Source organism: Nitrospirillum guaranorum (genome assembly GCF_034653275.1).
Taxonomy (GTDB): domain Bacteria; phylum Pseudomonadota; class Alphaproteobacteria; order Azospirillales; family Azospirillaceae; genus Nitrospirillum.
The window spans coordinates 195,555-219,894 of record NZ_JAYEES010000004.1 but is presented as its reverse complement, the minus strand read 5'-3'; the positions used below and the strand labels follow the sequence as shown (position 1 = coordinate 219,894).

27 protein-coding genes and 1 tRNA gene are annotated in these 24,340 nt (G+C 67.1%); 7 read left to right on the top strand and 21 right to left on the bottom strand.

Going from position 1 to position 24,340, the window contains the following annotated elements; translation table 11 throughout:
• Positions 1 to 23: 23 nt before the first annotated feature.
• The 10 genes from UAJ10_RS22800 to UAJ10_RS22755 form a co-directional block, all read right to left on the bottom strand.
• On the bottom strand, positions 24 to 224 hold the full coding sequence (locus UAJ10_RS22800; RefSeq protein ID WP_322917556.1) for a hypothetical protein: 201 nt from the start codon (positions 222 to 224) through the stop codon (positions 24 to 26).
• A complete protein-coding gene (locus UAJ10_RS22795) occupies positions 221 to 805 on the bottom strand; it encodes a head-tail connector protein (protein ID WP_322917555.1) in 585 nt (194 codons plus the stop codon). The genes UAJ10_RS22800 and UAJ10_RS22795 overlap by 4 nt, the downstream gene beginning before the upstream one ends.
• A gap of 54 nt (positions 806 to 859) precedes the next feature.
• Complete coding sequence (locus UAJ10_RS22790) at positions 860 to 2,377, bottom strand: hypothetical protein (protein ID WP_322917554.1); 1,518 nt, start codon at positions 2,375 to 2,377, stop codon at positions 860 to 862.
• A 104-nt stretch (positions 2,378 to 2,481) separates the two neighbouring features.
• Positions 2,482 to 3,420 carry an HK97 family phage prohead protease gene (locus UAJ10_RS22785; protein ID WP_322917553.1) on the bottom strand — a complete coding sequence of 313 codons (939 nt, stop codon included), beginning with the start codon at positions 3,418 to 3,420 and terminating at the stop codon, positions 2,482 to 2,484.
• 4 nt (positions 3,421 to 3,424) lie between these two features.
• On the bottom strand, positions 3,425 to 4,867 hold the full coding sequence (locus UAJ10_RS22780; RefSeq protein WP_322917552.1) for a phage portal protein: 1,443 nt from the start codon (positions 4,865 to 4,867) through the stop codon (positions 3,425 to 3,427).
• Positions 4,868 to 5,008: 141 nt separating this feature from the next.
• Positions 5,009 to 5,389 carry a hypothetical protein gene (locus UAJ10_RS22775; RefSeq protein ID WP_322917551.1) on the bottom strand — a complete coding sequence of 127 codons (381 nt, stop codon included), beginning with the start codon at positions 5,387 to 5,389 and terminating at the stop codon, positions 5,009 to 5,011.
• Positions 5,390 to 5,603: 214 nt separating this feature from the next.
• Positions 5,604 to 6,002 (bottom strand): hypothetical protein, encoded by a 399-nt coding sequence (locus tag UAJ10_RS22770; protein ID WP_322917550.1) that lies wholly within the window; start codon positions 6,000 to 6,002, stop codon positions 5,604 to 5,606.
• A gap of 19 nt (positions 6,003 to 6,021) precedes the next feature.
• On the bottom strand, positions 6,022 to 7,047 hold the full coding sequence (locus tag UAJ10_RS22765; RefSeq protein ID WP_322917549.1) for a hypothetical protein: 1,026 nt from the start codon (positions 7,045 to 7,047) through the stop codon (positions 6,022 to 6,024).
• A gap of 17 nt (positions 7,048 to 7,064) precedes the next feature.
• The gene (locus UAJ10_RS22760; protein WP_322917548.1) at positions 7,065 to 8,645 is read right to left on the bottom strand and encodes a terminase; all 1,581 of its coding nucleotides are present in this window, start codon (positions 8,643 to 8,645) and stop codon (positions 7,065 to 7,067) included.
• Positions 8,563 to 9,123 carry a helix-turn-helix domain-containing protein gene (locus UAJ10_RS22755; RefSeq protein ID WP_322917547.1) on the bottom strand — a complete coding sequence of 187 codons (561 nt, stop codon included), beginning with the start codon at positions 9,121 to 9,123 and terminating at the stop codon, positions 8,563 to 8,565. The genes UAJ10_RS22760 and UAJ10_RS22755 overlap by 83 nt, the downstream gene beginning before the upstream one ends.
• A 56-nt stretch (positions 9,124 to 9,179) precedes the next feature.
• Here UAJ10_RS22755 and UAJ10_RS22750 point away from each other — a divergent pair, with 56 nt between their 5' ends.
• Positions 9,180 to 9,416 carry a hypothetical protein gene (locus UAJ10_RS22750; protein WP_322917546.1) on the top strand — a complete coding sequence of 79 codons (237 nt, stop codon included), beginning with the start codon at positions 9,180 to 9,182 and terminating at the stop codon, positions 9,414 to 9,416.
• A gap of 40 nt (positions 9,417 to 9,456) precedes the next feature.
• Here the strand turns inward: UAJ10_RS22750 and UAJ10_RS22745 are convergent, their stop codons facing one another.
• The 4 genes from UAJ10_RS22745 to UAJ10_RS22730 are packed head-to-tail and all read right to left on the bottom strand — an operon-like array spanning position 9,457 to position 11,880.
• Positions 9,457 to 9,897 carry a hypothetical protein gene (locus tag UAJ10_RS22745; protein WP_322917545.1) on the bottom strand — a complete coding sequence of 147 codons (441 nt, stop codon included), beginning with the start codon at positions 9,895 to 9,897 and terminating at the stop codon, positions 9,457 to 9,459.
• 5 nt (positions 9,898 to 9,902) lie between these two features.
• Positions 9,903 to 10,967: a glucosaminidase domain-containing protein gene (locus UAJ10_RS22740; RefSeq protein ID WP_322917544.1), complete on the bottom strand. Its 1,065-nt coding sequence runs from the start codon at positions 10,965 to 10,967 to the stop codon at positions 9,903 to 9,905.
• A gap of 20 nt (positions 10,968 to 10,987) precedes the next feature.
• A complete protein-coding gene (locus UAJ10_RS22735; protein ID WP_322917543.1) occupies positions 10,988 to 11,611 on the bottom strand; it encodes a hypothetical protein in 624 nt (207 codons plus the stop codon).
• Positions 11,608 to 11,880: a hypothetical protein gene (locus UAJ10_RS22730; protein ID WP_322917542.1), complete on the bottom strand. Its 273-nt coding sequence runs from the start codon at positions 11,878 to 11,880 to the stop codon at positions 11,608 to 11,610. Before UAJ10_RS22730 ends, UAJ10_RS22735 begins: the two co-directional genes overlap by 4 nt.
• Positions 11,881 to 12,024: 144 nt before the next feature.
• Between UAJ10_RS22730 and UAJ10_RS22725 the strand changes: the two genes are divergently transcribed.
• Complete coding sequence (locus tag UAJ10_RS22725; protein WP_322917541.1) at positions 12,025 to 12,498, top strand: helix-turn-helix domain-containing protein; 474 nt, start codon at positions 12,025 to 12,027, stop codon at positions 12,496 to 12,498.
• 41 nt (positions 12,499 to 12,539) lie between these two features.
• Here UAJ10_RS22725 and UAJ10_RS22720 read toward each other — a convergent pair whose 3' ends face one another.
• A complete protein-coding gene (locus UAJ10_RS22720) occupies positions 12,540 to 12,956 on the bottom strand; it encodes a hypothetical protein (RefSeq protein ID WP_322917540.1) in 417 nt (138 codons plus the stop codon).
• Positions 12,957 to 13,453: 497 nt separating this feature from the next.
• On the opposite strand from UAJ10_RS22720, the gene UAJ10_RS22715 reads away from it, so the two are divergent.
• Positions 13,454 to 13,969, top strand: coding sequence for a hypothetical protein (locus UAJ10_RS22715; protein ID WP_322917539.1), 516 nt, complete (start codon positions 13,454 to 13,456; stop codon positions 13,967 to 13,969).
• Between the two features lie 24 nt (positions 13,970 to 13,993).
• Here UAJ10_RS22715 and UAJ10_RS22710 read toward each other — a convergent pair whose 3' ends face one another.
• The 3 genes from UAJ10_RS22710 to UAJ10_RS22700 all read right to left on the bottom strand — a co-directional run bounded on the left by UAJ10_RS22710 (position 13,994) and on the right by UAJ10_RS22700 (position 16,111).
• The gene (locus tag UAJ10_RS22710) at positions 13,994 to 14,254 is read right to left on the bottom strand and encodes a hypothetical protein (protein ID WP_322917538.1); all 261 of its coding nucleotides are present in this window, start codon (positions 14,252 to 14,254) and stop codon (positions 13,994 to 13,996) included.
• Between the two features lie 201 nt (positions 14,255 to 14,455).
• Entirely contained in the window at positions 14,456 to 15,394 is a 939-nt protein-coding gene (locus UAJ10_RS22705) for an NIPSNAP family protein (protein ID WP_322917537.1), read from the bottom strand.
• Positions 15,395 to 15,469: 75 nt separating this feature from the next.
• Positions 15,470 to 16,111 (bottom strand): hypothetical protein, encoded by a 642-nt coding sequence (locus UAJ10_RS22700; RefSeq protein ID WP_322917536.1) that lies wholly within the window; start codon positions 16,109 to 16,111, stop codon positions 15,470 to 15,472.
• 108 nt (positions 16,112 to 16,219) lie between these two features.
• Between UAJ10_RS22700 and UAJ10_RS22695 the strand changes: the two genes are divergently transcribed.
• Positions 16,220 to 17,224: a helix-turn-helix transcriptional regulator gene (locus UAJ10_RS22695; protein ID WP_322917535.1), complete on the top strand. Its 1,005-nt coding sequence runs from the start codon at positions 16,220 to 16,222 to the stop codon at positions 17,222 to 17,224.
• Positions 17,225 to 17,298: 74 nt separating this feature from the next.
• Here UAJ10_RS22695 and UAJ10_RS22690 read toward each other — a convergent pair whose 3' ends face one another.
• The 3 genes from UAJ10_RS22690 to UAJ10_RS22680 form a co-directional block, all read right to left on the bottom strand.
• Entirely contained in the window at positions 17,299 to 19,707 is a 2,409-nt protein-coding gene (locus tag UAJ10_RS22690; RefSeq protein ID WP_322917534.1) for a TonB-dependent receptor, read from the bottom strand.
• Between the two features lie 310 nt (positions 19,708 to 20,017).
• Positions 20,018 to 21,427 (bottom strand): DUF2252 domain-containing protein, encoded by a 1,410-nt coding sequence (locus UAJ10_RS22685; RefSeq protein ID WP_322917533.1) that lies wholly within the window; start codon positions 21,425 to 21,427, stop codon positions 20,018 to 20,020.
• 273 nt (positions 21,428 to 21,700) lie between these two features.
• Positions 21,701 to 21,775 (bottom strand) — tRNA-Thr (locus tag UAJ10_RS22680).
• A gap of 223 nt (positions 21,776 to 21,998) precedes the next feature.
• On the opposite strand from UAJ10_RS22680, the gene UAJ10_RS22675 reads away from it, so the two are divergent.
• From UAJ10_RS22675 to murA, 3 genes are all read left to right on the top strand, one after another.
• Complete coding sequence (locus UAJ10_RS22675; protein ID WP_322917532.1) at positions 21,999 to 22,154, top strand: hypothetical protein; 156 nt, start codon at positions 21,999 to 22,001, stop codon at positions 22,152 to 22,154.
• 170 nt (positions 22,155 to 22,324) lie between these two features.
• Positions 22,325 to 22,879 (top strand): dCTP deaminase, encoded by a 555-nt coding sequence (gene dcd / locus UAJ10_RS22670; RefSeq protein ID WP_088873773.1) that lies wholly within the window; start codon positions 22,325 to 22,327, stop codon positions 22,877 to 22,879.
• Between the two features lie 137 nt (positions 22,880 to 23,016).
• Positions 23,017 to 24,300: a UDP-N-acetylglucosamine 1-carboxyvinyltransferase gene (gene murA / locus UAJ10_RS22665; RefSeq protein WP_322917531.1), complete on the top strand. Its 1,284-nt coding sequence runs from the start codon at positions 23,017 to 23,019 to the stop codon at positions 24,298 to 24,300.
• Positions 24,301 to 24,340: the final 40 nt, after the last annotated feature.

Sequence of the window (24,340 nt, the reverse complement as noted above, 5' to 3'; positions counted from 1 at the left end):
CGTCGCCGCCAGGCCGTTGACCGTCAGCGTGGGAATGAGGGCCCGGCTGAGCGTGCCGGTCCCCCCTTCACCTGGCCATCCAAGCGGGCTCCCGCGGCGGCGGCCAGCGCTTGCGCCTGGACCCGCATGCTGTCCGCCAGGGTAGCCGCGATCACCGCGGGCAGGCCGGCCAGCCTGTCCCGCAGCTGCTCCAGCCCATCGGCGTCGACGAACCCACCGCTCATAGCGGCACCACGCGGCGGTAGGGGGCCAAGGCCGCCGCCAGGCTGTCAGGCATTTCCTTTTGCAGGTAGCTGGTGGTTTCCCCGCCATGAGCCTTGGAAACCAGGCCGACCCGGTCGCGATCCCGGTAGCGCAGGGCCACCAGTTCCACGCAGGCCTGCTGCAGGATGGCCGGCACGGGATCGTAGCCCGCCGTCCAGGTGACGACGACCCGCCGTCGCCCCCGGGGGAAAATGCCGCCGGTCAGCACCAGGCAGGTGTCGTCATAGGCATAACCGTAGGCCAGAGGCTGGTTCGCCGGCTGGGCCGGAACCGGCACCCCATCCACCGCCACCGCCGCCACCCCGGTCACGGGATAATGGGGCAGCGGCAGCACGGCGTTGCCGCTGCCGTCCAGGGTTTGGGTGTAGGTGGCCAACGACGGGTCACGCCCCAGCCAGGCGCGGATGAAGCCGCTTTCCGCCTGGATCAACCGCGTCAGCAGGGCGTCGTCCGTCGTGCTGGTCAAGGGCGGGCTGAGCCAGGCCTTGACCGTGGCCACGTCGGTTAGGGAGACGGGGGTAGACGGCGTGGTGTCGTCCATGGGCAGCAACCTCCGAAGGGGCGGGGCTGGTGTGTCAGCCCCGCCCGGCCCGCGTCAGCCGTTGGCGATGTTGGTGATCACGCCGAAGGCGGGCGGGAAGTAGTTCTGCAGCACGCCGTCGCAGTAGACGCCGTACTCGTACCGCCGGGTGCGCAGCGGCCATTCGATCTGGTAGTAGTCGCGCCGCATGCGCATCTGCGTCACGTTGGTGACGTTGGCCAGGGGATAGGGTAGCCGCGTGGTGCGGAACAGGATGGTGCCCGCCGGCATGTTGGGGTGCACCTTGATGTCCAGCGTCTGCCCGCCGACCATGCTGTAGCGGTTGAGGTAGGTGCGGACCATGACGCCACCGCCCAGCAGGGCCTGGTCGGTGTTGAAGACGAAGCGCTGTGCGGAGTTGGTATTCCCCGTCAGGATCTTGCGGCTGATGGTCTGCGCCTCCTGGCTGCTGACCCAGATTTCCTGGGGCGACAGGCGGTAATTGTCCCAGAAAGCCTTCAGCGCCGTCTCGATCTCCACGATACCGCCGGCGCCATCGGCGGTCAGCGGGGTGCCGGTACCGGCCGCGCCCGTGGGCATGACCTGGACATAGGCGTTGGAGCCGCCCTTGAACGCCTGGTACAGCAGACCGTCGAAGGACAGGCTGTTCTGGCTGTTGTCACCGCCACCGAGGCTGGCGGCCGTCTGAGTGCCCGCCGCCAGGTCGGTGATGACGACGGAGTTGATTGTGGTGATGGCGCCCAGCTTCTCCGCCCCGGCGGCACCCCAGAACCAGGCATAGGCGACGGCGCCCGCCAGCGGCGCCACGGTGGCCGCCAGGCTGCCGGCCGAGCCGGTGGTGGTGCCGGTGGCGGCAGTGGACGGCTTGGCGGCACCGCCGCCGAACTGATCGCTGGAGCCGTCGGCGTTGGTGCGGGTCATCTGGCCCTGGATACCACCGGTCACGGAGCCGTTCAGATAGCCTTCCAGCGTCAAGCCGACGGCGATGATGGACCAGGTGCCGGCCGTCAGCGCGCCGCCGCTGTTGGCGGCCGTGACCACCGGCGTGGCCGTGGTGCCCAGCGCCACCGAGGCGTTGCCGCCCAGGATCATCTGCTCTTCCTGGATCATCAGGCTTTCCAGCAGGTTCTGCACCGCCAACGCCCGCACGTCGTCCAGGCCTTCGGCGGCGTAGTCGGCCTCGAAGTCGACGCTGGCCTCCAGGCCCAGGCCGCGATAGACGGCGTTCATGTCCTGGGTGCGGACGGCGATGACGCCGCCGCGGTTGCCACCGGACACGCCGGCCCGCACGCCGGTGGTGTTGACGCCGGTGATGGCCTTCCAGTTGGCCTGGATGCCGCCCCGACCAGAGACGCGGGGGATGCTGTTGCGCAGCGGCGTCAGCACCGGATAGAGCAGCTTGGCCCCGGGCTCCAGGTCATAGAAGGTCAGGCCCGAGGTGGGGCTGCCGGACTGGGTGAAGGTGGACTTGGCAAGGTCGTCGCCAGCCAGGCGCTGGCCCTGCGCAGCCTTGAAGGCCGCCAGGGTGTCCCCGGTGACGGTGTGGGGGGCGGCGGTGGGAATGCCGGTCATCGATGTCTCCAACAGGGTGAAAAAGGCGTGCTGCAGCCCACGCCGCCGTCAGGTGACGGGGCGGGCGAACCAGCCGGGGATGGATCAGGTCGGAAGGAAGGGGATCAGAAAGCCGGGGTCATGTGCGCCGGGTGGCGCTGGGCCTTCTTGATGGCGTCCAGCGCGGTGGCCGGGCCATCCAGGGCGGTCTTGGCATCGACGACGCCCGCCACGGCGGTTTTCAGGACATAGTCCTCGGCGCGGGGCTGTGCCTCCAGCGCCCTCACCCGGGCGGCCAGCGCGTCGCGCTGGCGCAGCAGGCCGGCACGGTCGGCCCGGGCGCGGTCCAGCGCCTTGCGCAGGGTGTCGACGCCCAGGCCGGCGGTCTTGTCGTCCGTCGTCTCTTCCTCCTCATCGGTGTCGGCATCGTCGTCCGGCGCCTCATCCGTGTTGGCCGCCTGCAAGGTGGACAGCAGGCTTTCCATGTCCTTGGCCGACAAGCCCGCCACGGCGGCGCTCAGCGCCTTGAGGATGGTGGCCAGCGGGGCACAGTCGGCCAGGGTGTCGCAACTGTCGCCGCCGTCCGACTTCTTGGGCGGGGTGTCGGTTTCGGTCATGTCGGTATCCTCCAGCTTGACCAGGGTGATGACGGCGTCGGGGTTGGCCGGGCGGTCCACCAGGCTGATTTCCGTGAGGCGCAGGGCGGTGATGGTGTTGCGGTCGTCCGGATCGCGGGCCACGACCTTGCCGCCGATGGAAAAGCCCTTGTAGACGCCCGCCTTGACCTTGCGGATGGCCACCGGGTCCACCACCGTGGCGGTGATGCGGGTGCGACGGTCGGCGCCCACGGCGGCGGCGTCCACACGGCCGGCGGCCAGGGGCTGATGCATCTCGCGCAGGGGCCCGGACCCGAGACGCAGGAAGTCGGGCAGCGCCGCCTTCACGGCATCGGCCTCCACCACCTCACCATCGCCGTCCACGGTTTCGGTGGTGGCGATGCCCTCCACCATCAGGGTGCCGTCGGCGCCCTCCTCCACCTTGGTGAAATTGCCGAACAGGCGCATGGCGTCAGGTCTCCTCTTCAGGGCCATTAAGGGCGGGGGTGGGGTCGGGAGTGGGTTCAGGGGCCGCCTCGGGCTCCTGCCCTGGCAGGCCTTGCGTCGCCTGCTCCAGCGGCACGGCCCCGCCACCGGTGTAGATCAGCGGCCGGTCGCCGCCGGGTACGGGGGGATAGCCGATGTCGGCCCGCACCTCGTTCAGGGTCTTGATGCCGGCGCGCACATGGATGTTGGCGATGGTCGCGGCCTTGACGGGGTCGACCTCACGGGTGTCGTTCCAGGCGAATTCCAGGTCGGCGGCGTCAAACTCGCGCTCCAGAACGTCGTCGATCAGTTCCTTGACCCACAACATGGTGGGCCCCAGCCCTTCCTCATGCGCGGCGTCGTGGGCGGTCTGGGCGGTGGCCCGGTTCATCTGCGCCACGAAGGCCTGAGGACTGACGGAAAAGGCGAAGCACGCCACCCGCGCCAGCCACTCGTCAAACACGCCCTTCAACTCCGGTTCCTTGATGGGGATGAAGGTGCGGGCGACGCCGCCGGGCACGAACTTGGCATGGCGGCGGCTGGCGGTGTCACCCTCATGCAGGGCGTCCCAATAGGTCTGGAACTGTCGGATCTGGTCCGGCGTCCAGGCATCAGGCACGCCGATCAGCGCCTCGGGGATGTTACCCTCGGTATAATATTGCAGCTGCCAGATCTGGCGGCGCAGCGCGATGTTGACCGTGGTCTCGATCTGCTCCACCGGGCTCAGCCCATAGACACGGTGCGGCCGTGGGTTGCGGGGGGCGTAGATCAAATCGTCGGTGGTGTAGTCCACCGCCGGCAGGCCCTTCAGCTCCTGCTGATACGCCACGGCGGGCGGCAGGGGCGTGCGGCCAAAGGGATCGATCACCCGCTTGATGGTGGCGCCGTCCATGACCTGCAGCGCCCGCGCCCGGCCGCCCAGCGTGCGCGCCACGTAGAGCGTGGGCGCGTCGATGACCAGCAAATCCTCCAGCAGCAGGCGCAGCCAGCGCGACCAGGAATGCACACCATCCGGCCGGCGCAGGAAAGCGGTCAGCGCCGCGATGCGGGCGCCGGGCCGGGCATCGGCGGCGTTGCTGGTTGGCGCCGCCCCGCGCACCCGGATGGTCCAGGTCAGGCCCGCCATCTGGTCCTTGCGGGTTTCGATCAGCAGGCGCAGCAGGTCCCAGCTGTCGGCCAGCGCGCGCAGCGCCTCGAACCGCGTGCCCTCATAGGCCTTGGGCCGTTGCAGCAGGTTGTAGCCGGAGGGGAAGTCGAACTGCCGCCCCGCCACCTCGGGCGCCGAGGGCGGCAACGGGTCCAAGGGCCCGAACCAGGAGGAGGCGTCACCCGTCACCGTGTAGGAGACGGCCGCCCCCAGGGCGCGGCTGGCGCGGGCAAGAATCCCCGGCGCCACAGCGCGCCCCTTGCTGTCGCGGTTGCTTGACATGCGTTTCGTCTTTCTTGGTGGAAAGCGGGCAAATGGGATTACGCCGCAGCGCTTTCGCAGCGGCATGTTTGACCTGAACCCGAAGGATAGGCCGGTGGTTAATGAACGATGTTGGGGCCGCGCGCCGGCGCCAACAGCTGTTTAGCCGTGGGCGACAGCGCCGCGATCGACGGCAAACCCGCCCGGCATCTCTTCAAAAGTGCTCCCACCATAGTCAGCAAGAGCCTCCCTTACCGCCGGGGTCACCTGGCATCCAAACACACTCAATCGGCGCCACGCGGGATGATGCTGGTCAATCGTATCCAGAAGGGAGACGAACGCGTTCTCCGGTGACGTCATATCCGCCCTGGTGAAGACCGTGACCTGGTGAGCCTGATCACCCTTGGCCCACAGTTGCTCGGCGGCTTCGCTATTCGCGGGTGATTGACATACCCAAACAGGATGCAGCCCGGCGATTTCGCTGAGCCGCTCACCGAAATCAGGATCGAAGGCCAGGACAACGTCGTCGTCTAAAAATGACATCTGCTCAGTCCCCTTCCGAGGCGCCTCTTTCCATCCTCGTCGCATCGAAACAGGTCGCCCGCCGCCCAAGCCTTCACCTGGGCCAAGGCTTGTTCCCCATTCGAGCCCGAATCCTGGACTCCAGCGCTGATGGGATTCTGAACCGAATCCCGATCCAAGGCCTGGAGAATGGCGACATGTTGAAACCTGAGCCCGACCATACTATGAGCTTGCCTCAAAGAACTTCGTATTCCCGTGCCGCCACCACCGCGTCACAACCCCAGGAGGGATTAAGAACACACAACAGGATGTCGCCCTTCTTTATTTTACTAACGTAATCATCGATTTCTTTTGTTTCGGAAAATTCCGCCCTATCCGACAGCGTCAACATCCACTTAATGAAGTGGGTTACGCTTTCAGCCACCTCATCCTGGCCGGAAAGAATCTTAATATCGTGCACGACATTTTGATTGATGAAGTCGACAAGACGAAATTCGGCGACGCCTGAGAATTTCATCACCTTCTTCTCTTTTCTCCCTTCGGACAAAAATTCAAGAGTCAGGGTCGCATCGACCGGATCCCAACCGACACCGATCAATTCTGCATCATGGAATCCTGATAATTTACGCATCATCACCCCCTATAAAGAATTTTTATTCTTTCTCTGTCTCTTCTTTCGGCGGCCTAGGATCATCGTCCCTCAGCTTACGCCCATCCTGCCGTTTCGTTCGCTTGCTGCCTGGGATGGGTAGCCAGTCATGAGCGTGCGGCACCCCCCAATGATCATGATCATAGTCTATATCGAGAACGGGATAGCCGTCAGGGCCATAAAGTCGTTGCTGGCCACTGCCAGGGTTGACTGCCCAGGTTCCAGGCTCCCCTTCGTTAGGCGTCTTCGTCTTCTGCGAGAAAACCCTGTCGCCACGGGCCAGCGCAGCGATGGCTCCCGGAGCCATCGCCAAACCATCGGGGCCTGCCTGTGCAAGCAGGACACCTTCAGGGGTTCGATATTGTCCATTAAGATCACCGCTACCATCGTAGATCAGGCGCGTGTGCCCGTCGCCGTCCTTGAACGTCAGAGTCAACTGGCCTTCCGCGTAGCCGTAGTCCACGTCCGTGCCCGGCACGCGGCCGCTGCGTGTCTGGCCGATATTGCCTGGGATGAGGATGGCGCCCACAAGCGTGGCGCGGCCCGCTATCGTTCGCGCCACCGCCATGGCGGCATCCAGGGCCGCTGTTCCACCGGCACCGATGGAAGTCCAGGTACCGGGCTTCGCATCCCGGGCACCGGCGGGAATTCGAGGCTGGGTCAGGTAATTGGCAGCTATCTGCTTGGCCAGACCATTCTCGTTCGCGCTCACAACAACCGCCCGTTCCGGCAATGGCGGTAGGCGGGCATGCAGCAGGGCGATGTGGGCACGGACCACGTCGCCCTCAGTCAAGGCTCTCGCGACCGCCGCGAGCGCAGGCATGCGGCCGACCAAGTCCACAGGCCCGCCGTAGTGACGCGACAGCGTGCTTTCCAGCGCCGCACGGTCGCGGGGCCGCCAGACGCCGGACGGCGACCGATCCAGCAACGGCAGGTCGCCTAGGCAGGCACCGGCCCTGCCATCCACGGACGCGTGCCGCCTGTCACCGCCCGGCGGCGCCAAGCGGTATTCGGTGATCCAGGGATGCATAGGGGCTTTCCTCAGGCCTAGGCGTGGGATGCTGTGGCGGAGGGAACAAGCCCCGCCGCCATCTCGGCGTAGACGGCCAGCAGGCCGGTGCCGTCGCCGGCCGGTTGGGCGTGGGCCAGCACAACGGCGTCGCCCTTGTCAGGGCTGCGGCCGATGCGGGCCTTGATGTCGTCCTTGGCCTCGATCTGGATGCCGCGCGCCGTCATTTTCCAGCGCGGCGCCACCAGATCAGCCAGCAGTTCGCGGTCCGGCGGCAGGGCCAAATCGGCGCCCAACGCGGGCTCCAGGGCCTCACGCAGGCTCCAGTACCATTCGGCGCGGCGGTTGACGAAGCCCAGGCGACCGCCCCGGTCGCGGGCGCCGCTGGCCGCCGCAGCGTTCATCGCCACCATGCGCAAGCCGTGCAGCACGCCCAGGTCCTGGACGGAGGCGCCGACGCCGATGGCGTCCACCTGCACCGCGACGCCACCGGGCGCATCCACGCCGACGACACCGGCCAGGCGCCGCAGGATGAGGCCGACGACGGCGGCGCCATCGGGTGTATCGCGCCCCGGCACCACGTCCAGCGGGGCGAACCAGGCGCCATGGCGGGCCGCTAGAACGGTTCGATCCCGCCCGCCGCGCGCCACGTCCACGCCCAAAGCCGCCAGCGGAGGGGTGGCCGCATCGGCCGGCTGCCAGCGGGCCATGGCGGCCTCCACCCAGGCGGTGGGGATGACCTGCCAGGGATGGTCCTCACGCCCCGCGCCAAAATCGCCGCGCAGCATCTTGCTGCGCAGCGGTTCCGGCAGGGATTGCAGGGTGGCGATGTAGCCCGCCCGCATCATGACCGGGTTGTCCTCCACCCGCGCCGGGATGAAGGTGCGGGACTTAGGCGTCAGCACGTCGCCATCGGCCAAGGCCACAGGCTCCGGTCCCGGCACCTCGCGATCCTGGCCCTGGCCGTCCGTCACAAACCAGCGCAGCTCGCCCGGCGCGGCCGGGTTGGGATACGTTGGGTCCAGCCAGGGCGCCCAGAAGCGGATGACCCAGGCGCCCTCGGCGTCGGTAGGTGGGTTGCCGGCGCCGATGACGCGGCAGTGCTGGGTCGGGTCCACGCCCGGGCCCGGGCGGTTCCAGCCCACCAGGAAGCGAAATTGCGCCTCCGTGAAATGCGGCAACTCATCGAAGGCGATCAGGTCATGGGGCCGGCCTTGGTACTTGTGCACGTCGTCGGCGTGCTGCACGGCACCGAATTCGATGACCCGGCCGTCATCCAGGCGCCATGTCCAGTCCGACTTGGACCAGCGACCCCGGCCACGGAACAACTGCTGCGCCCGATCAGTGATGCCCTTCAACTGCGGAAACTCGCGACGGAAGATGATGGACAGGCGATGGTGAGTATGGGCGGCGCCCAGCAGCAGGTCGGTCTTGCCGCCACCGGCGGCCCCGCCATAGTAGAGAAAGTCGGCGGCACTGGTCAGCGCCTGGGTCTGTGGCCCGGGAAAGGGCGCCCAGCGTGTGGCCGCCCGCCGCTCAATCTCCGCCCGAACCACCGTCAGGGCCCGGGTCAAAACCCGCCGCTTCCAGGCGGCGGAGAAGGGCTTCGAGTTGGGCATCGTTCAGGCTTTCCAAGGCAACGGGCTCGATGGGCGGCGAGGCGGCGCCACCACTGCGGGGGAACGGGCCGTAGCCCTCCCCCTCGCCTTCCAGCGGACCGCCATCGTCGGCTTCACCTGGCTTGCCCCCCCAGCCCAAGCGCACCCGGCACCAGAAGATGAGCGACGGGGCGTGGCCCTCCAACGCCTTGGCGTACAGGGTTTCCACGATACGGGCATGGGCGCGGGCAGCGCCCATCTCCAGCTCGCGCCCGAAATGGCGGCGCAGCGTGCGCGGGCTGATTCCCAACATGCGGGCGATGACGCCCCGGGGGACCCCTTTGCCCGCCAGGTCCGCCACCTCCGCCCGGCGATCATCGCTGATCACCAGGCGGGTGCGGGCGGCACGAGCGGGGGCGAGGGCGGGCAGTGCCTGACTGTCGGTTGCGGGAGGAGAGGATAGGGTTTCAGGTTCCGCCCCCTGGACAAGGGACGGCATGGGCGGCGTCTTGCGCGTCGGCACGGCGGCGCACCTCTCGAAGGCTGCGATGTCTGATGGATGCGATGGATCAGGCCCGCCAGCGGCACCGGAGATCCAGCCTGAAAAACGAAGCGCCCGGCAAGGCGTTCAGCCTTCCGGGCGCAAATCGGCATTTCATATTTCGATATATAACCGGACCAGAAAGTGGCGTCAAGCGTTTTTTACGTTCAATTTTTTCGGCACACAATGGCAGCCAATTCCGCGGCTCGAACGCCGACCACACCGCCACCGGCAACGTCCCTCACGCCTGACATGCCCACAACGGTGCTGCAGCCCGAGCAGGGACGACTCTTACCAATCCTTCAAACACAAAGGCCGCCACTTGGCCAAGTCATTGTACAAGCGACTTTCCGCCGCAGAGAAATTTATTTCCTTGAGGACCTTCTGGGCAGCTTGCAATTCCGGCTTCTTGACCTTTTTACATCTCCAAACATCCCACACATCGCCAGTCCAGGGATTCACGGCGACTTCAGCATAATGACCATTTCCGTGGACGGCATAAGCCCAGTAGCCGTAAAAGCGCCCGTCGTCGTCCAGCCCCCCTTCCAACCAACCGCGTTTGTCGACCATTGCCAGCGCGATATTTGCGAGCGCCTCCGCCTGCGTCAGATTTATCTTGTAGGGAGGCACATCATTTCGTTGGTCTGCAGCCAGAGTTCTACCTGGCGGCCAAGAAAGGGCCACCACAAAGCTTAAGGCTATGGCCCCGCCCCATGCCTTTGACATTTTCATGCTTCTCACTCCCCGCCATGTTCCGCAATAATAGGTCGCAATTTCCTGATGGTTCCCGCCACATCCCGAATGTAGGTGGGCATAGGGCTTCCGTCCGTAGCTATACCGAATCTATGAGATTCCTGCAATTTACGCGCGAATTCTTCCGGATCTCGTACTCCACGAATCAAGTCACCATGGCTTTCTGCAAAGGATCGGAACGAATCTTCCGGGCTGGCGAACGTCGACATTTCAATATCTCCCTCTTTGTTGAGCATCGTTCCATTCTCATATTTTGAGTGGGCGTGTTGTCCAAAGTAATTGTTCCCCTCTTTGGCAAACCTCGAATCCGGGTTCTGGCCACCCCACCCCGATTCCAGTGCAGATACTCCTAAAATATTCTCGACAGGAACGTTGAGTTTTGCGGCAATCTCGCGAGCGACTCCAATGGTGCGTTGAACGAACCGCCGTTTCTTTTGTGCGTTGTCGTCCTGAACCGGCCTGGCCGCGCCCTGCGCCTTAGTCTTCGCCGGAGGAGGCGTGCCGCCTCCTGTATCCGAAGAAGAGCAAAATTGACCGCCGCCGGGACCAGAGGGCCGATGATTCTGATTATGCTTCAGGACGACTTCATCATGGCCATAGCCGGCCACCTTCCTCAACGTCTCCAGCGCCATTCCCTGGTCCAGCAGCGTTTCCGCCAGGAACAGACGTCGTGCGGCGGTGTCGGCGTCCGGCAGGACGCCCAGGCCGGCATGGGCCAGGTGGATGGCCGCCTGAAGGGGCTCATCCGCCGCCAGGGCGCGGCCGGCGGCCCGCACCTTGGCCAGGATGCGCCGCGCCTGCTCCGCCGTGTGGGGGCGGTCATAGGCGATGGTAAGCAAGGCCAGCAGGCGGTCGGCATCGAAATCCAAGGCCTGCGACGCCCAGGCATCATCGGCGCGCTTGGCCAACAAGGTGCCGGCGCCCAGGATCAGGCCAGCCGGGGCCAGGACGGGGTGCCGGACGATGCCTCGGCACCGGCGGTCGCGCCAGGTGATTGCCAGGGGGGAACGGTCGAACGCCACGTCATCAGCGGAAGTGCGCAGGCTCATAGTGTGTTCTCCAAGGGCGATCAGTTACGGGGGATGCGGTAATGATCGGCCAAGGCGTCCAGCGCCGTGGTCAATGCCGCCCAGCCCTGGGGCCAGTCGCCGGCCCAGGTGGCCTCGAACCGGCGGGGCATGACCTCATCCGCACACACCCCCTCCACCAAGGTCAGGGCCAGCAGGCCATGGGGGCCGCTGGCCCGGATCAACGCGCGGGCCTGGGCCAGGCGATCGTCAGTGCAGGCCCAGCGGTCGGGGTCGACATCCGGGCGGGCCACGCCACTGCCGGACTCCGGCACATAGGCGTGGGGCTTGGGCGCCTCCGCCAAGGACAGCCAGGCGCGCCACAGGCCGCCCACGGCCTGCCCGGCATCGTGCTGCCGTTGGGTCAGGCGGCCGCGCAGCAACAACTGTCCCAAGGGCTGGCCCACGCGCTGGTCCAACAATTGGCCCGTGGAAAGCGATGGCGAAACGCCCAGCAGGTCGGCCCGCCGCTCCAGCGCCTGCGGCAGGATGGCGGCGTCGGTGGCCTGAATCAGTTGGCCGCAGGCATGGCGGGCGCCGGCCTTGCGCGGACGGCCGGCCCGGCGGCGGGGCGGCGCCTTGCGGGCAGTGGCGATGACGGTGGAAGCGGGGGCGGGCGTGGTCATTCCGAAGGCGTCCTTTTGCCGTAGAGGGAGGTGGCGATGGCTTCCACCGCCAGGCGATCGAATTCGTTGGGCAAATCCTCCAACCGGATCATGGCCACGCCGCGCTTATGCCAAGCGGCGGTGGCCATGGAGCGCAGGTCATCGGGCGTGGAGGGCGTGCGACCCAGCCGGCCCTGCAAGCTGGTGGTGACGGGCGCGCCCGCGGCGCGCGACGCCGCCGCGCCGGCCGCGCATGGACGGGGGGCGACGCCCCGGGAAGTGGGGGACATGGACTTCCTTTCCTATTTCGGGCTTCAGGACCGGCGGCCGCATTAGCCCCTGGTCATACCGCCAAGGATAGGGTAAAATTCTCCCGATTTCTAGGGTATAATTCCCCCACGACGCCGCTTCCGCCTCAGGGTAAATTTCCCCACATGAGCACCGCCGCCAAAATCATCCCGACCACCCCGGCACCCAGCCCGTTGGCTGAGCGGCTGGGCCGCCGCCTGTCGGCGTTGGGCTTGGGGTATGCGGAATTCGAACGGGCCGCCGGCCTGAACGAAGGCACCATCAAGGGCATCATGTACGGCAAGTCCGCCTCCCCCCGGGCGGACACCATCTACAAGATCGCCCGTGGCCTGGGCTGCCGAATTGAGGACCTGATCGGTGAAAGCCGGCTGGGCGGCGACTCGGGTGGTGATGACCACCATCTCGCCGCTCCAGCGACCACGCCTTTTGCCGGACATGAACCGCCACCATTGCCCGAGCACGCGGTGTTGGACGCGGTGCTGGACAAGGTGCGCGCGGCCTATCGCCAAGGGGACCTGGATCTGGCGGCCCAGCTGGCGCGCCTGTTCCAGCTGGACCTGGAAAAGCTGAAGATTGAACGCGAGATCGCGCGGCGTTGAGCCACCATCGGCATCAATCCCAGCGGCCTTCGCCGCGCGCATCAGCATGACACCCAGCCCAGGCTGGCCGCCAGACCGCGGCTGAGCAGCATATCGGCTGGCCCCCGGCTCGCCTCCGCCATCGCCGCAGGGTCGTCCGGCAAGGCATCCACCAGATAAAGGCGCACGCGCAGGCCGCCCGGGCCGTCGACAGGGGCTGGCGACGTTTCCAACGCGATCCAGGCGTCGGCGGCGATGGCCGCGCCCCCCGCCACCTGACGCAAGGAGGGCAGCATGTCGACCTGCCGATACCGGGCGAGCGACATCAGCGTCCATGGCCAGGTGTCGCTGACCACAGCCACCACCGGAACGCCACCCACCACCACCCGCAGCCGCCGCCCGATGGGCGACGGCTTGGGCGTACCGGGATAAACCTCCCCGGCCAGGGGCAGGCGCCGTTGCGACACGCGACCCGACATTCCGCTCCTCTATTCCGCAAGGCCCCGGTCTCATCCCCTGGGCTCCATTCCCTGACGCCGGGCCGCGCCCGGGCTTGTCCCGGTGAGACGAACCCAAGGCGTGAACCGCATGAAATTCATTCCATATCGATAAGACGCAGCCTGAAACTCCCGGTTAACGTGCGCCACCAGACATAAAGCGCCGCCCGGCGCCCCGGCGGTTTGTTCCCTGTACGTTCTCATTTCGGCGAAGAACGGTCAAGCGGCGGCGCCAGGAGGCCCGGCAGGGGATGCGTTCCCGACAAGAGATTTATCTCCAATTTCCATTGACAGGGTATTTTTCTCCTGCCAGGGTAATTCTTACCGGCCGGCACGCTCCCCATCGGCGCCGCCCGGCAGTCGCGACCCGCCCTCTGCCCCTCCCCGGGTGGGTCGCCCCTTCCCCCGGGGCGGGCAGGCGCCGATTGGCCGCCACCGCCCCGGGGGCTCCTTTTGAACCAATGACGGAGCCCGCCCCCATGTCGTCCGCGTCATCCGCGCCGCCCATTCCCATCACCGGACTTCCCATACGCACCATGGCCATGCCCGTTTTGGCCGCGCAGCTCCCGGCCCTGGCCCGCCAGGTGGCGCACGCCGCGCTGAGTGTCCGCCTGGCCAGCCGGCGGATGGACCAGGGGCACAGCCAATCGGCCCGGGATGAGCTCATGGAAACGGCGGCGCCGTCGCTGGAACGGGTGCTGGAGGGCATGGGCCGGCTGGAAGCGGCGCTTGAGGCCCACGGCCAGGTGCGGGAGGCGGATTTGCGCCCGGCCGCCACCTTGCGCGTGCGCATGGAGGCGGCGGCCAGCCTGCTGAAGCAGGCCGATGTGCTGGCCCGGGCCGGCCTGGCCGAGGAAGCGGGCGACAGCCGTGAAGCGGCACTGTGGACGCTGGAGCGGGGCTTGGCCCTGGTGCCGCCTTTCAGCCCGGCGCCTGTGGCGGATGTTCCCATCCGCGCCCTACCGCCCCATCACCCCACCGACACCAGGGTATAGCCCCAGGACCGGTCGCGACGGGCGTCAGCGGCGCACCACCGTGGTGCCGCCGCTGCCCCAGGCGCTGACCCCCAGCAGAAAGCCGAAGTCGTACCAGCGGCCGGGATTGGGATAGGCGTAGACCCGGGTGTCGGAGATCAAACTGTACAGGAAGCTGAAGGGTGCGATGAGGCCGTGCAGCAGGCCATACAGAAAGCCTGGCAACTCACGGCCCGCCATGGGCGGCGGCTGGGTCGCGCAGGCGCTGAGCAACAACCCCGCGCCCAGTATACCGACCCCAACCAACAGGGGCCTCAACCAGCGCCGACGGCGCGGCGCGGCCATAAGGGGCGTGATCTCAAAGGGCGTGATCGGGGGGGATGACGCGGACTGAACTGTGGACTGTTCCATCTTGGCCTCCCGGCAAGGACTCCGTCCCTCCACTGTCCGGGTGCCGGGGCCGGAGGCCAAGGCTCCTAAAAGGCGGCCCGGGGCCCTAGACATTGGTCAGAGGGGGCCCTGCCACCGGGATCCGGAAGTCGGGGCCAAACGGTGGACCTCCGGCGCGCCCTTCAGGACATGCCCGCGCCACCAAGGCGTCGCGACATGCGCGCGATAACGGTCGTAGGCCGCAGCGTCGGCGAACGCCTGAAAGATGATGAAGACCGCCTCCCCCTCCCGCACCGGCAGGCGGGGGAAATTGTTGGGTTCAGAATGAGTGACGAGAGCGGCCATAACGGGACCGCCCGCCGCGGACAGGGCCGGTGCCCCGTCCCGGGCAAAGGCGTCGGCCAATTCTTGCGCCGCGGCGGTGTCATGGGCTGGGAACGGGTAATAGAGGGTGGCGACCAACATGCCGTGCCCTGCCGGCGGCATACCGGGCGGCGGCGACGCGGGCGGCAGGGGCGCTGGGCTGGGCGTCACCGGCGTGGCATCGGCGAAGCCTGAACCCGCGATCGCCGGTCGCAGCAGCAGGACGTTGTCGGAATCCAGCATGGTGGCGTTCGCGGCCTCACGATGCGCCCGCCATACCGGGCCATCATAGAAGGCCGCCAGGCCGGCGGCGCGCGTCGGCATGTCAGGGAAGCCCCGCAGCCAAACGAAGCGGTCGGGATCGTCCAGATCGCGGAACTGGCCCACCACCTGGACGCCCACCGCCTCCTGCCCGGTCAGGAAATAGCGGTCGAACAAGTCGATCAACGCGTCCCGCTGGCCGGGTTTCAGGGTGTACTGACGCAGTTCCAGGACAGCGCAGCAGGCGGCGGCAGGGGGAACCGTCGTCGGCGTAGCCTTGGCCTTGGGCGCCGGCGCCTCCGCCCGCAACGCCGCCTTCAGGGGCAGGGCGTCGGCCGGCATCAGGTCGGGGGGCCAGGCCAGCGCCCGGTCGGCGACGCCGGCGCCGACCAACAGGGTCAGGGCCAGCAATACGGCGGTCTGCAGTCTCATGGTGGTTTTCCTTGTTCTTGTCGTTTGAGCTGTTGGTCACGCTAAAACCTCAAGAAGAGTTGAGGTCAAGCCCCGTCAAGCGCGGGTGAAGGCCAGGGTCCAATTGATTTCCCAGCCGCGGCCCTCGTCCGCCGACCACGCCTGCTCCCATAGGGCGGAGGTGGCGGTGATGCGCGACCAGATCACCCGCGCCAGAACCGGCCGGCCCAGCAACGGATCGAAATCCTGGCCGCGAAAGTCGCCCCGCCGGCCGGCGAACAGGCCCCCGGTGAAACGCCCGGTGAGGGGGGCCTGCAAGGTGCCGGTGCGCCCGTCCACCCGGTGCAGCGCCCAGTGCCGGGCCGCCGGGTCGTACAGCCGGAAGGTGACGGCTGCGCCCGGCTGGTCCGCCTGGACCGGCAGTTCCAGCTCATCCAGGCAGGCCAGGCCGCCCAGCATGACCTGGCCGTGGGCGCTGGCCCGCGCCTCATCCCAGCGGTCATCGCCCACCCAGCGGTTCAGCCGGCGGCGGCTCAGCACCGACCAGCGGCCGGCCAGGAAGTCGAAGTCGCCCGCCCCGGACCCGCCGGTCAGCAGGTCGGGCTGATCCGGATCGGCCGGGCGGCGGTCGACGATGGGCAGGTGCTCCGCCCCTGCCGGGGCGGGGGCGAAGGCCATGAGGCCGGCGCCCAACAGGGCGGCGCGGCGGGTGGGCGCATGGGTGTTGGTGGCGTGCATGGGAACGGTCCTCCGCGATGGGAAAACCGGGCGTTTTGTCCGGTGAGCGCACTTTACCGGACAAAACCTGACATCCTTTGTCAGGTATAATCTGCTAGTTTGAAATTCATGCGCGCCAGCCGTCTTCTTTCCCTGCTCATGCTGCTTCAGACCCGGGGTCGCCAGACCGCCCAGGCCCTGGCCGATGAGCTTGAGGTCACCGTCCGTACCATCTATCGCGACATCGACGACTTGAGCGCCGCCGGCGTGCCGGTCTATGGCGACCGGGGACGCGCCGGGGGATTCCAGCTGCTGGACGGCTACCGCACCCGCCTGACCGGCATGACGGCGCAGGAGGCGGAGAGCCTGTTCCTGGCGGGCCTGCCGGGACCGGCGGCGGAACTGGGCCTGGGCGACACCCTGGCCGCCGCCCAGCTGAAACTGCTGGCCGCCCTGCCCGAACAGGGGCGCCAGACGGCCGCGCGCCTGAATGCCCGCATCCACCTGGATCCGGTGGGCTGGTTCCAGGAAGCGGGCAAGGTCGACATCCTGCCCGACATCGCCCGCGCGGTATGGAATGAGCAGATCATCCGCATGCGGTATGAACGCTGGGCCGGCATCGTGGAGCGCACGGTGGAACCCCTGGGCCTGGTCCTGAAAGGCGGCGTCTGGTACCTGGTCGCCCAGTCCCACGTGGAGACGGCGCAGGCGGAGGCCGACAAGCCATCGGGCGGCCCCCGCACCTACCGCGTCTCCAATATCCTGGCCCACACGGTGCTGGACCGGCGCTTCACCCGGCCGGCGAACTTCGACCTGCCCTCCCATTGGCAGGAATCGCTGCAAAGCTTCGAGGCTGGCCTGTACACCGGCACCGCCCGGGTGAAGGCCACGGTCGCAGGCTTGAAATCCCTGCGCAACTTGGGCCCGGCCTTCAACGAGCGCATCACCGCCACCCTGCGGGCGGCTGACGCCGAGGGCTGGGCAGAGGCCGACATCCCTCTGGAAACGGTCGAATGGACCGCCCGGCAGTTGCTGGGCCTGGGCCTGACGGTGGAGGTTCTGGGCCCGCCGGCACTGCGCGCCCACATGGGGGAATTGGCGGCGGAGCTACACCGCCGCTATGCCATGCCCTGATATGCCGGCCCTGATACGAAAAGGGCACCGGCGTCGCCACCGGTGCCCCTTTCAGACTTGCTATGACCCCACGATCAATAGGTGACCGTCATCTTGGCGGAGATGAAGCGCGGCGGCGCCGGCTGGTAGCTGGGCAGGTTGGCCGCGACGCCATTGTAGGACTGGGCGTTGTTGCCGAAGTTGATGCCACCCAGGTAGCGCTTGTCGAACAGGTTCGTGACCGACAGCACCAGCTTGGTGGCGAACCGGCCGGTCAGCGCTTCCGGCAGGGTGTACCCGGCCGCGACGTCGAAGGTGTAGAACGACGGCACCTCTTCATCATTGGTCAGGGTGCTGAAGCGGTGGGCCGTGTACTTGCCCTGGATCTGGGCGAAGTAGCTGTCCCGCTCATACCGCAGCAGGGAAGAGACCAGCCATTCCGGCGTGTCCGTGAGTTGCTTGCCCGCCGTGGGCAGCGGCACCGTCGAGCCGTTGGCCAGGCCGACGTACAGATCGTTCTTCAGGTGGCTCTGGGTGTAGGCGGTCGACAGGTAGGCGGAGAAGCCGTCGATGGGCTTGGTGCCGACCTCGGCCTCCAGGCCCTTGATGATGACGCCGCCGATGTTCTTCGACACCGTGGTGTTGGCGGTGACGTCGAACAGCGATTGCTGCCGGTTGGTGTAGTTGGTGTTGAAGACGGTGACGGAGCTGATGAACCACTCACCGGCGTAGCGGTAGCCCGCCTCCAGGTCCACCGTGCTTTCCGGCTGGATGGTGGAGAGGTTCACGCCCGGCGTGTAGAGGGCGGAGTTGTCGGTGGCGCGGAAGGTCTGCGTGGCCGACGCGAAGATTTGGTTGCTGTCGTCGATGTGATAGACGGCACCGGCGCTGGGCACGAACTTGCCCTGATCCAGTTCCGGATGGGTCGGGGCGATGGCGCTGGCATTGGCGGTGCGCAAGCTGAGCGGCAGGTAGTTGATGCCGCTGCGGTTGATCTGCGAATGCTGCAGGCCAACGCTGAGCGCCAGCTTGTCATCGAACAGGTTCAGGGTGTCGACCACGAAGGGCCGCACCACTTCCGTCGTCGTCTTCTGGTCCTGGGTGCGGACCACGCTGCCGTCGGCGCGGAACACATGCTCGTTATAGAGGTCGGGCCAAAGGCTGACCGGGTTGCCGTTGGCGTCCACCGACAGCAGCGGCTTCCATTCGCGCAGCTTGCCGGTTTCGTACTGGAAGCCCACCACCAGTTCATTGTGGCCATAGGTCCACTTGCCACGGGTGACGAAGCCCGGGCGCATCTGCTGCTGGGCGAAGAGGTTGTAGAACAGCTTGTTGTCCAGCGTGTCGTGGTCGCCGTTCAGGTCGATGCCCTTGAACGCCTGGCCTGGAACGCCGAACTGCGCCGCGTTGGTCTCGGAGAAATAGCCGGCGGTGCCGCCGCCGCCGAAGCCGTACCAGAGGTAGGGCTGGACATCGAGACGCAGGCTGTCGGTCAGGGCGAAGTTACCCTTCACCGACACCACCAGGTTCTCGAACGGATTGGTCGCCAGCTTGTAGTAGTTGGAGCGCTGGGTCAGCAGCGGGCCGTTGTTGTCGTTCTGCACCGTGCCGGTCGCCGCCGGGGCGGTGGGGGCGAAGGCGGTGGCGAAGTTGAAGTCATAGCCGTACTGGGCGATCTGCGCCTTGGTCAGCGCCTGGTACGAATAGGTCTCAGCCGTGTTGTAGAAGGCGCTGAGCGCGATGCGGCTGCTGTCGCCGATGTCGTGCGCGATGGAGGCGTCGACATGCTGGCGCTTGGTCGTGCCCTCGCCGCGCCACACGTCCACCTCGGCGTTGGAGTAGGAGATGAAGGCCTTGGTGCGGAAGCCGATGTCGCCGGTGTCCACGCGCACGAACTCGCGGCGCAGGTTGTTGTCGCCCAGCGCCTGCTGCAGCGTCACATGGAAATCGTCGGACGGCTTCTGGATGACCATGCCGATGTTGCCGCCCGTCTCACCCACGTTGGGCGTGTCGGCGTCGCCGGCACCCTGCATGATGTAGACCTGGGACAGGTTCTCGGCGTCGATGTATTCCTGCGGGTAGACGTTGAAGGTGCCGCTGTCGTTGACCGGCACGCCATCCAGGATCAGGCCGATCTGGTTGGACTGGAAGCCGCGGACGGAGATGGCGCCACGGCCGGTGCCGGTGGCGTCACGGCCGTTGGAGTTCACGCCCGGCGCCAGGTTGATCAGCTGGAAGGGGTTGGCCGCCGCGGGCTGGTCCTGGATGAACTTCTGCGTGACGGAAGACGCGGACTTCGGCGCCTCCTGCATCGTGATCTGGCCGGTGGCGCTCACGGGGCGACCGCCGGTGATCAGGATGGTTTCCACGTCGCCGGCCGACGAGGCCTCCTGCGCCATGGCGCCCCCGCACACCATCACGTTGAGGGCGGCCCCCGCCAGCAGGATGCGGCGCAGGCGCGAGCGTTCGCGGGCGGCAACGCCGCCCGGCGTGAAAGTCGTCATGAGAATCCCCCGATCTTTTCCTACCGGCGCCCTGCTTCCCAAGGGGTCGCCAACCAATGTTTGTGCACCTGCACTAACATTGGAGTGTTGCAGTTTCAAGGCGCTGGGAGAAAAGGTCGGTTGCAGTACGTCCTTTGCGCTTCGCAGTGGCGAATTCGCCCAGAACTTGATCAAATGGTCAGGTTTCGTGACTGTTTTCTGACCGACCAGACAGACAAATTGTCGCACCGCCTGGGTGCGCGCGGCGCACGGAAAAGGCGAATCGGGGCAAAAACGCGACGGTTGCCGAATTGGAAGGAACGGGCGCTGATCATCCCGCCTTTTTCCCCTTGGCCTTGCGCGGCAGATCCGCCACCTCCAGCCGGCCATCGGCCACGGCCTGCTTCAACAGCCTGTGGTCAGCGGCGCTGATCTCGGCATAGCCGGCGGCGAAGTCGGCCACCGCGTCGTCGAAAGTCCCGGAATTGCCGAGATAGCCCGCGATCAACGCCGCGTCACCGGACCGGGCGTGGGCACGCGCCAGCGTCGTGCCGCACAGGGTGGCGTAGAAATCCAGCCGGTCGTCTTCCATCAGCGTGCCGGCCGACGCCAGCCGCCGGTCCTTCAGCTGGCGGATATAGAAATGGCGTCCGGCCTCATCCGCCGCCCATCCCAGGAACCCGTCGCTGACCGTCTGCAGGGTCCGCTGACCCACCACCACCCGCTGACCCTGGTTGGCGTAAGGCGAAGCGCCGGCGTAGGGCGCCAGCACCGACGCGGTCGCCTCCTTCACCTGCAGGAACAAGGGGTGTCCATCAGGATCGACAAACAGGCCGATGGCGCAGAAGGTGCCGACGGAACCGACCCCCACGACCTTGAAGGCCACGTCGGCCAGCCGATAGCGGTCGATGAGGAAGCGGCGTTCCTCCGGCAGGGTGTCCCGGTAGCGGGTGAACAGCGCGCGGGCGCGCAGCGCCGCCTGGCCCTGGCGGTCCGTCTCTTCATCAAAATGGTAGATGAGCGGCGGAGCGTCGCGGATGCGGGCCTGGCATCCATCACCCTGGGCCAGGCGGGGAAAGTCGTCGCCGGCGGACGGGGTGGCGGCCGCCTTGGCCAACAGATCCATCTCCTTGGCGCGTGTGGCCTCGTCGTTGATGCCCTGGGCCATGGCGGTGATATCCACCCGGCTGGACCAGGCGGTCAGGGGATCCAGCGCCGCCAGTTCCCCCATGCGCAGGCGATAGGCGGTGACGGCGGCGCGCGCCATGTCCTTGGCGGCACCAGGCGTATGCCCCGCGTCCTGGGCCGCCAGCACCAGCGAGGCGGCCAGCCGCTTCACATCCCATTCAAAGGGCGCCGACTGCGTCTCGTCAAAGTCGTTGAGGTCGAAGACGGGCCGGCCCTCGGGGCTGGCGTAAACGCCGAAGTTCATCAGATGGCAATCGCCTGAGGCTTGGACGCGAATGCCGCTGACGGGCAGTTGGGCCAGGTCGCGGGCCATGACCGACGCCGCCCCGCGCAGGAAGGTGAAGGGGCCGGCCACCATGCGGGCCCAGCGCACGGGCAGCAACGACTGGATGCGCGTGGCGGAGGTCGCCACCAGCAGCGCGACAGGGTCGCCCCGGTCCTTCAGCGGCGGCAGGGCGGCGTTGCCGGAACGGGGGGCGGCGTCGCGCAGGGCCTTGCCGGCCTCCTTGCGCTTGTCGGCGGGCAGGGCGCGCAGGGCGGCGAGATCGGGCATGGATGTCTCCGGGCTGATGAAGGCTCGGGAAAGCGGCGGATGCCGCCGAGGACCGTCCGAGTGTCGGAAGCGATTATGGCGCCGATGTGAACCTTCGCCACCATCGGCCGCCACCATCGGCCCGGCGCCATGGGCGGGGACTCACGGGTGCGCGGATTTTCCACCAGGATACCGGTGCCGTTCCATGATTGTTCATGGGAAACGACAATTGGCCGCGCCTTCGCCCTGATGGGCGACGCGAACATAAGTATCTGATTTTAAGGGAGGTTCGGATGGTGCTGCCAGAGAGGATTGAACTCTCGACCTCTCCCTTACCAAGGGAGTGCTCTACCACTGAGCTACGGCAGCGCCCGTCCGGTGGGCGGGGTAATTGCCACAGGGGCGGAGGGGATGCAAGCCTTTTGAGCGAAGAAAATGAAAGAATTTTGATCGGGGGGTTCCACGCCCTGCCGTCCCCCGGGGTCGAACCCCTTGGCGTCCCGCCATTCTGCGCCTATTTTCGGGACCCCGCGATAGGGCAAAGGCCAGGACGTCCACCATCAGCCTGGCCCCTTAGGAGTAACACCGCCCCATGACCGACAAGCCGCCCGCGAAACCCGGCGCCGATAAGACCATGACCCGGGAGGAACGCCTGGCCGCCGCCCTGCGCGAAAACCTGCGCCGCCGCAAGGCCCAATCGCGCGAGCGGGAGGACGCAACCGACGGCCCGGTGGCCGAAACCGAGTGAGTTCCCAGATGTGGTGGGTATGGCCCCGTACCGGCGCCCATTCCTGGTGCGTATCCCCGCCGCTCAAGGTGACAGAGTCACCTTGAGCGGCGGACGGGGAGGGTCTAAGAAGAGCAATACGTATTGCATCGCGCGATACATGGAACCCATCGACCGCAGGAGCGACGCCCATGGCCATCATGCCCGACACCTGGATCCGCGACATGGCGCAGAACCGGGGCATGATCGAACCGTTCGTGGAGGCGCAGAAGCGCGAGGGTGTCATCTCCTACGGCCTGTCCTCCTACGGCTATGACGCGCGGGTGGCGGACGAGTTTAAGATTTTCACCAACGTCGACAGCGCCATCGTCGACCCCAAGCGCTTCGACGACGCCAGCTTCGTGGACCGCAAGACCGACGTCTGCGTCATCCCGCCCAACAGCTTCGCGCTGGCGCGCACGGTGGAGTATTTCCGCGTGCCCCGCGATGTGCTGGTGATCTGCCTGGGCAAGAGCACCTATGCCCGCTGTGGCCTGATCGTGAACGTCACGCCGCTGGAGCCGGAGTGGGAAGGCCACGTGACGCTGGAGATCAGCAACACCACGCCCCTGCCCGCCAAGGTCTACGCCAACGAGGGCCTGTGCCAGTTCCTGTTCCTGAAGGGCGACACCATCTGCGAGACGTCCTATGCCGACCGCTCGGGCAAATACATGGGCCAGCGCGGCGTGACCCTGCCCCGCCTGTGAGCCCCGCCCGGCATTGACATCCGGCGGGGGACAGCCGCCCCAATTCCGCCATACGCCTACGCCATCACCCATTCAGCCGGCACCGCCCCCAAGACAGGGCCTAAAGCCGGCACGTTCGAACCGATCGGCCCTTCCCCATGGATAAGTTACGCATACGCGGCGGCGCGCCGCTGAACGGCAGCATCCGCATCAGCGGCGCCAAGAACGCGGCCCTGCCGCTGATGGCGGCCTGTCTCCTGACCGAGGGGACGCTGACGCTGGACAACCTGCCCCACCTGGCCGACATCACCACCATGGCCAACCTACTGGCCCAACACGGTGTGGACATGGTGTACGAGGGGGGCGCCACCTCCTGCGCCCAGCGCGCGGTGAACCTGACCGCCGCCACCATCACCTCCACCGAGGCGCCGTACGATCTGGTGCGCAAGATGCGCGCCAGCGTGCTGGTGCTGGGCCCGCTGGTGGCCCGCTTCGGCCAGGCCAAGGTGTCGTTGCCCGGCGGCTGCGCCATCGGCACCCGCCCCGTCGACCTGCACATCAAGGGCCTGCAGGCCATGGGCGCCAGGATCGAGCTTGAGGCCGGCTATATCCACGCCTCCGCGCCCGAGGGGCTGCGGGGGGCGGAATTCGTCTTCCCCCAGGTGTCGGTGGGCGCCACGGAGAACCTGCTGATGGCCGCCTGCCTGGCCAAGGGCGAGACCGTGCTGATCAACGCCGCGCGTGAGCCGGAAATCACCGATCTGGCCCACTGCCTGGTGGCCATGGGCGCCGAGATCAGCGGCATCGGCACCGACCGCCTGCACATCGTGGGTAAGCCGACCCTGCACGGCGCCCGCCATCGCATCGTGTCCGACCGCATCGAGACCGGCACCTATGTCATGGCGGCCGCCATCACCGGTGGCGAACTGGAGTTGGTGGGCGGTGAGTTGGAGCACATCCAGGCCGTGGCCACGGCCCTGACCGGCGCCGAGGTGGTCTTCACCCCCACCGACACGGGGTTCAAGGTGCGCCGCGCCAATGGCGAGGTTCTGGGCGTGGACGTGATGACGGAGCCCTTCCCCGGCTTCCCCACCGACCTGCAGGCCCAGATGATGGCGCTGATGTGCACGGCCAAGGGCGCCTCGATGATCACCGAGACCATCTTCGAGAACCGCTTCATGCACGTGCCGGAACTGGCGCGCATGGGCGCCAACATCACGGTCCACGGCTCGTCCGCCCTGGTGCGCGGCGTGCCGCGCCTGACCGGCGCGCCGGTGATGGCGACGGATCTGCGCGCCTCGGTCTCGCTGGTGCTGGCCGGCCTGGCCGCCCAGGGCGAGACCACCGTCAACCGCATCTATCACCTGGATCGCGGCTATGAGCGCATCGAGGACAAGCTGAACGCCTGTGGCGCCCAGATGGAGCGCCTGAAAGGCGATTGAGCCGGAAAGAAATCCGTGGGGCGGTGGCGTGCCGCCCCAC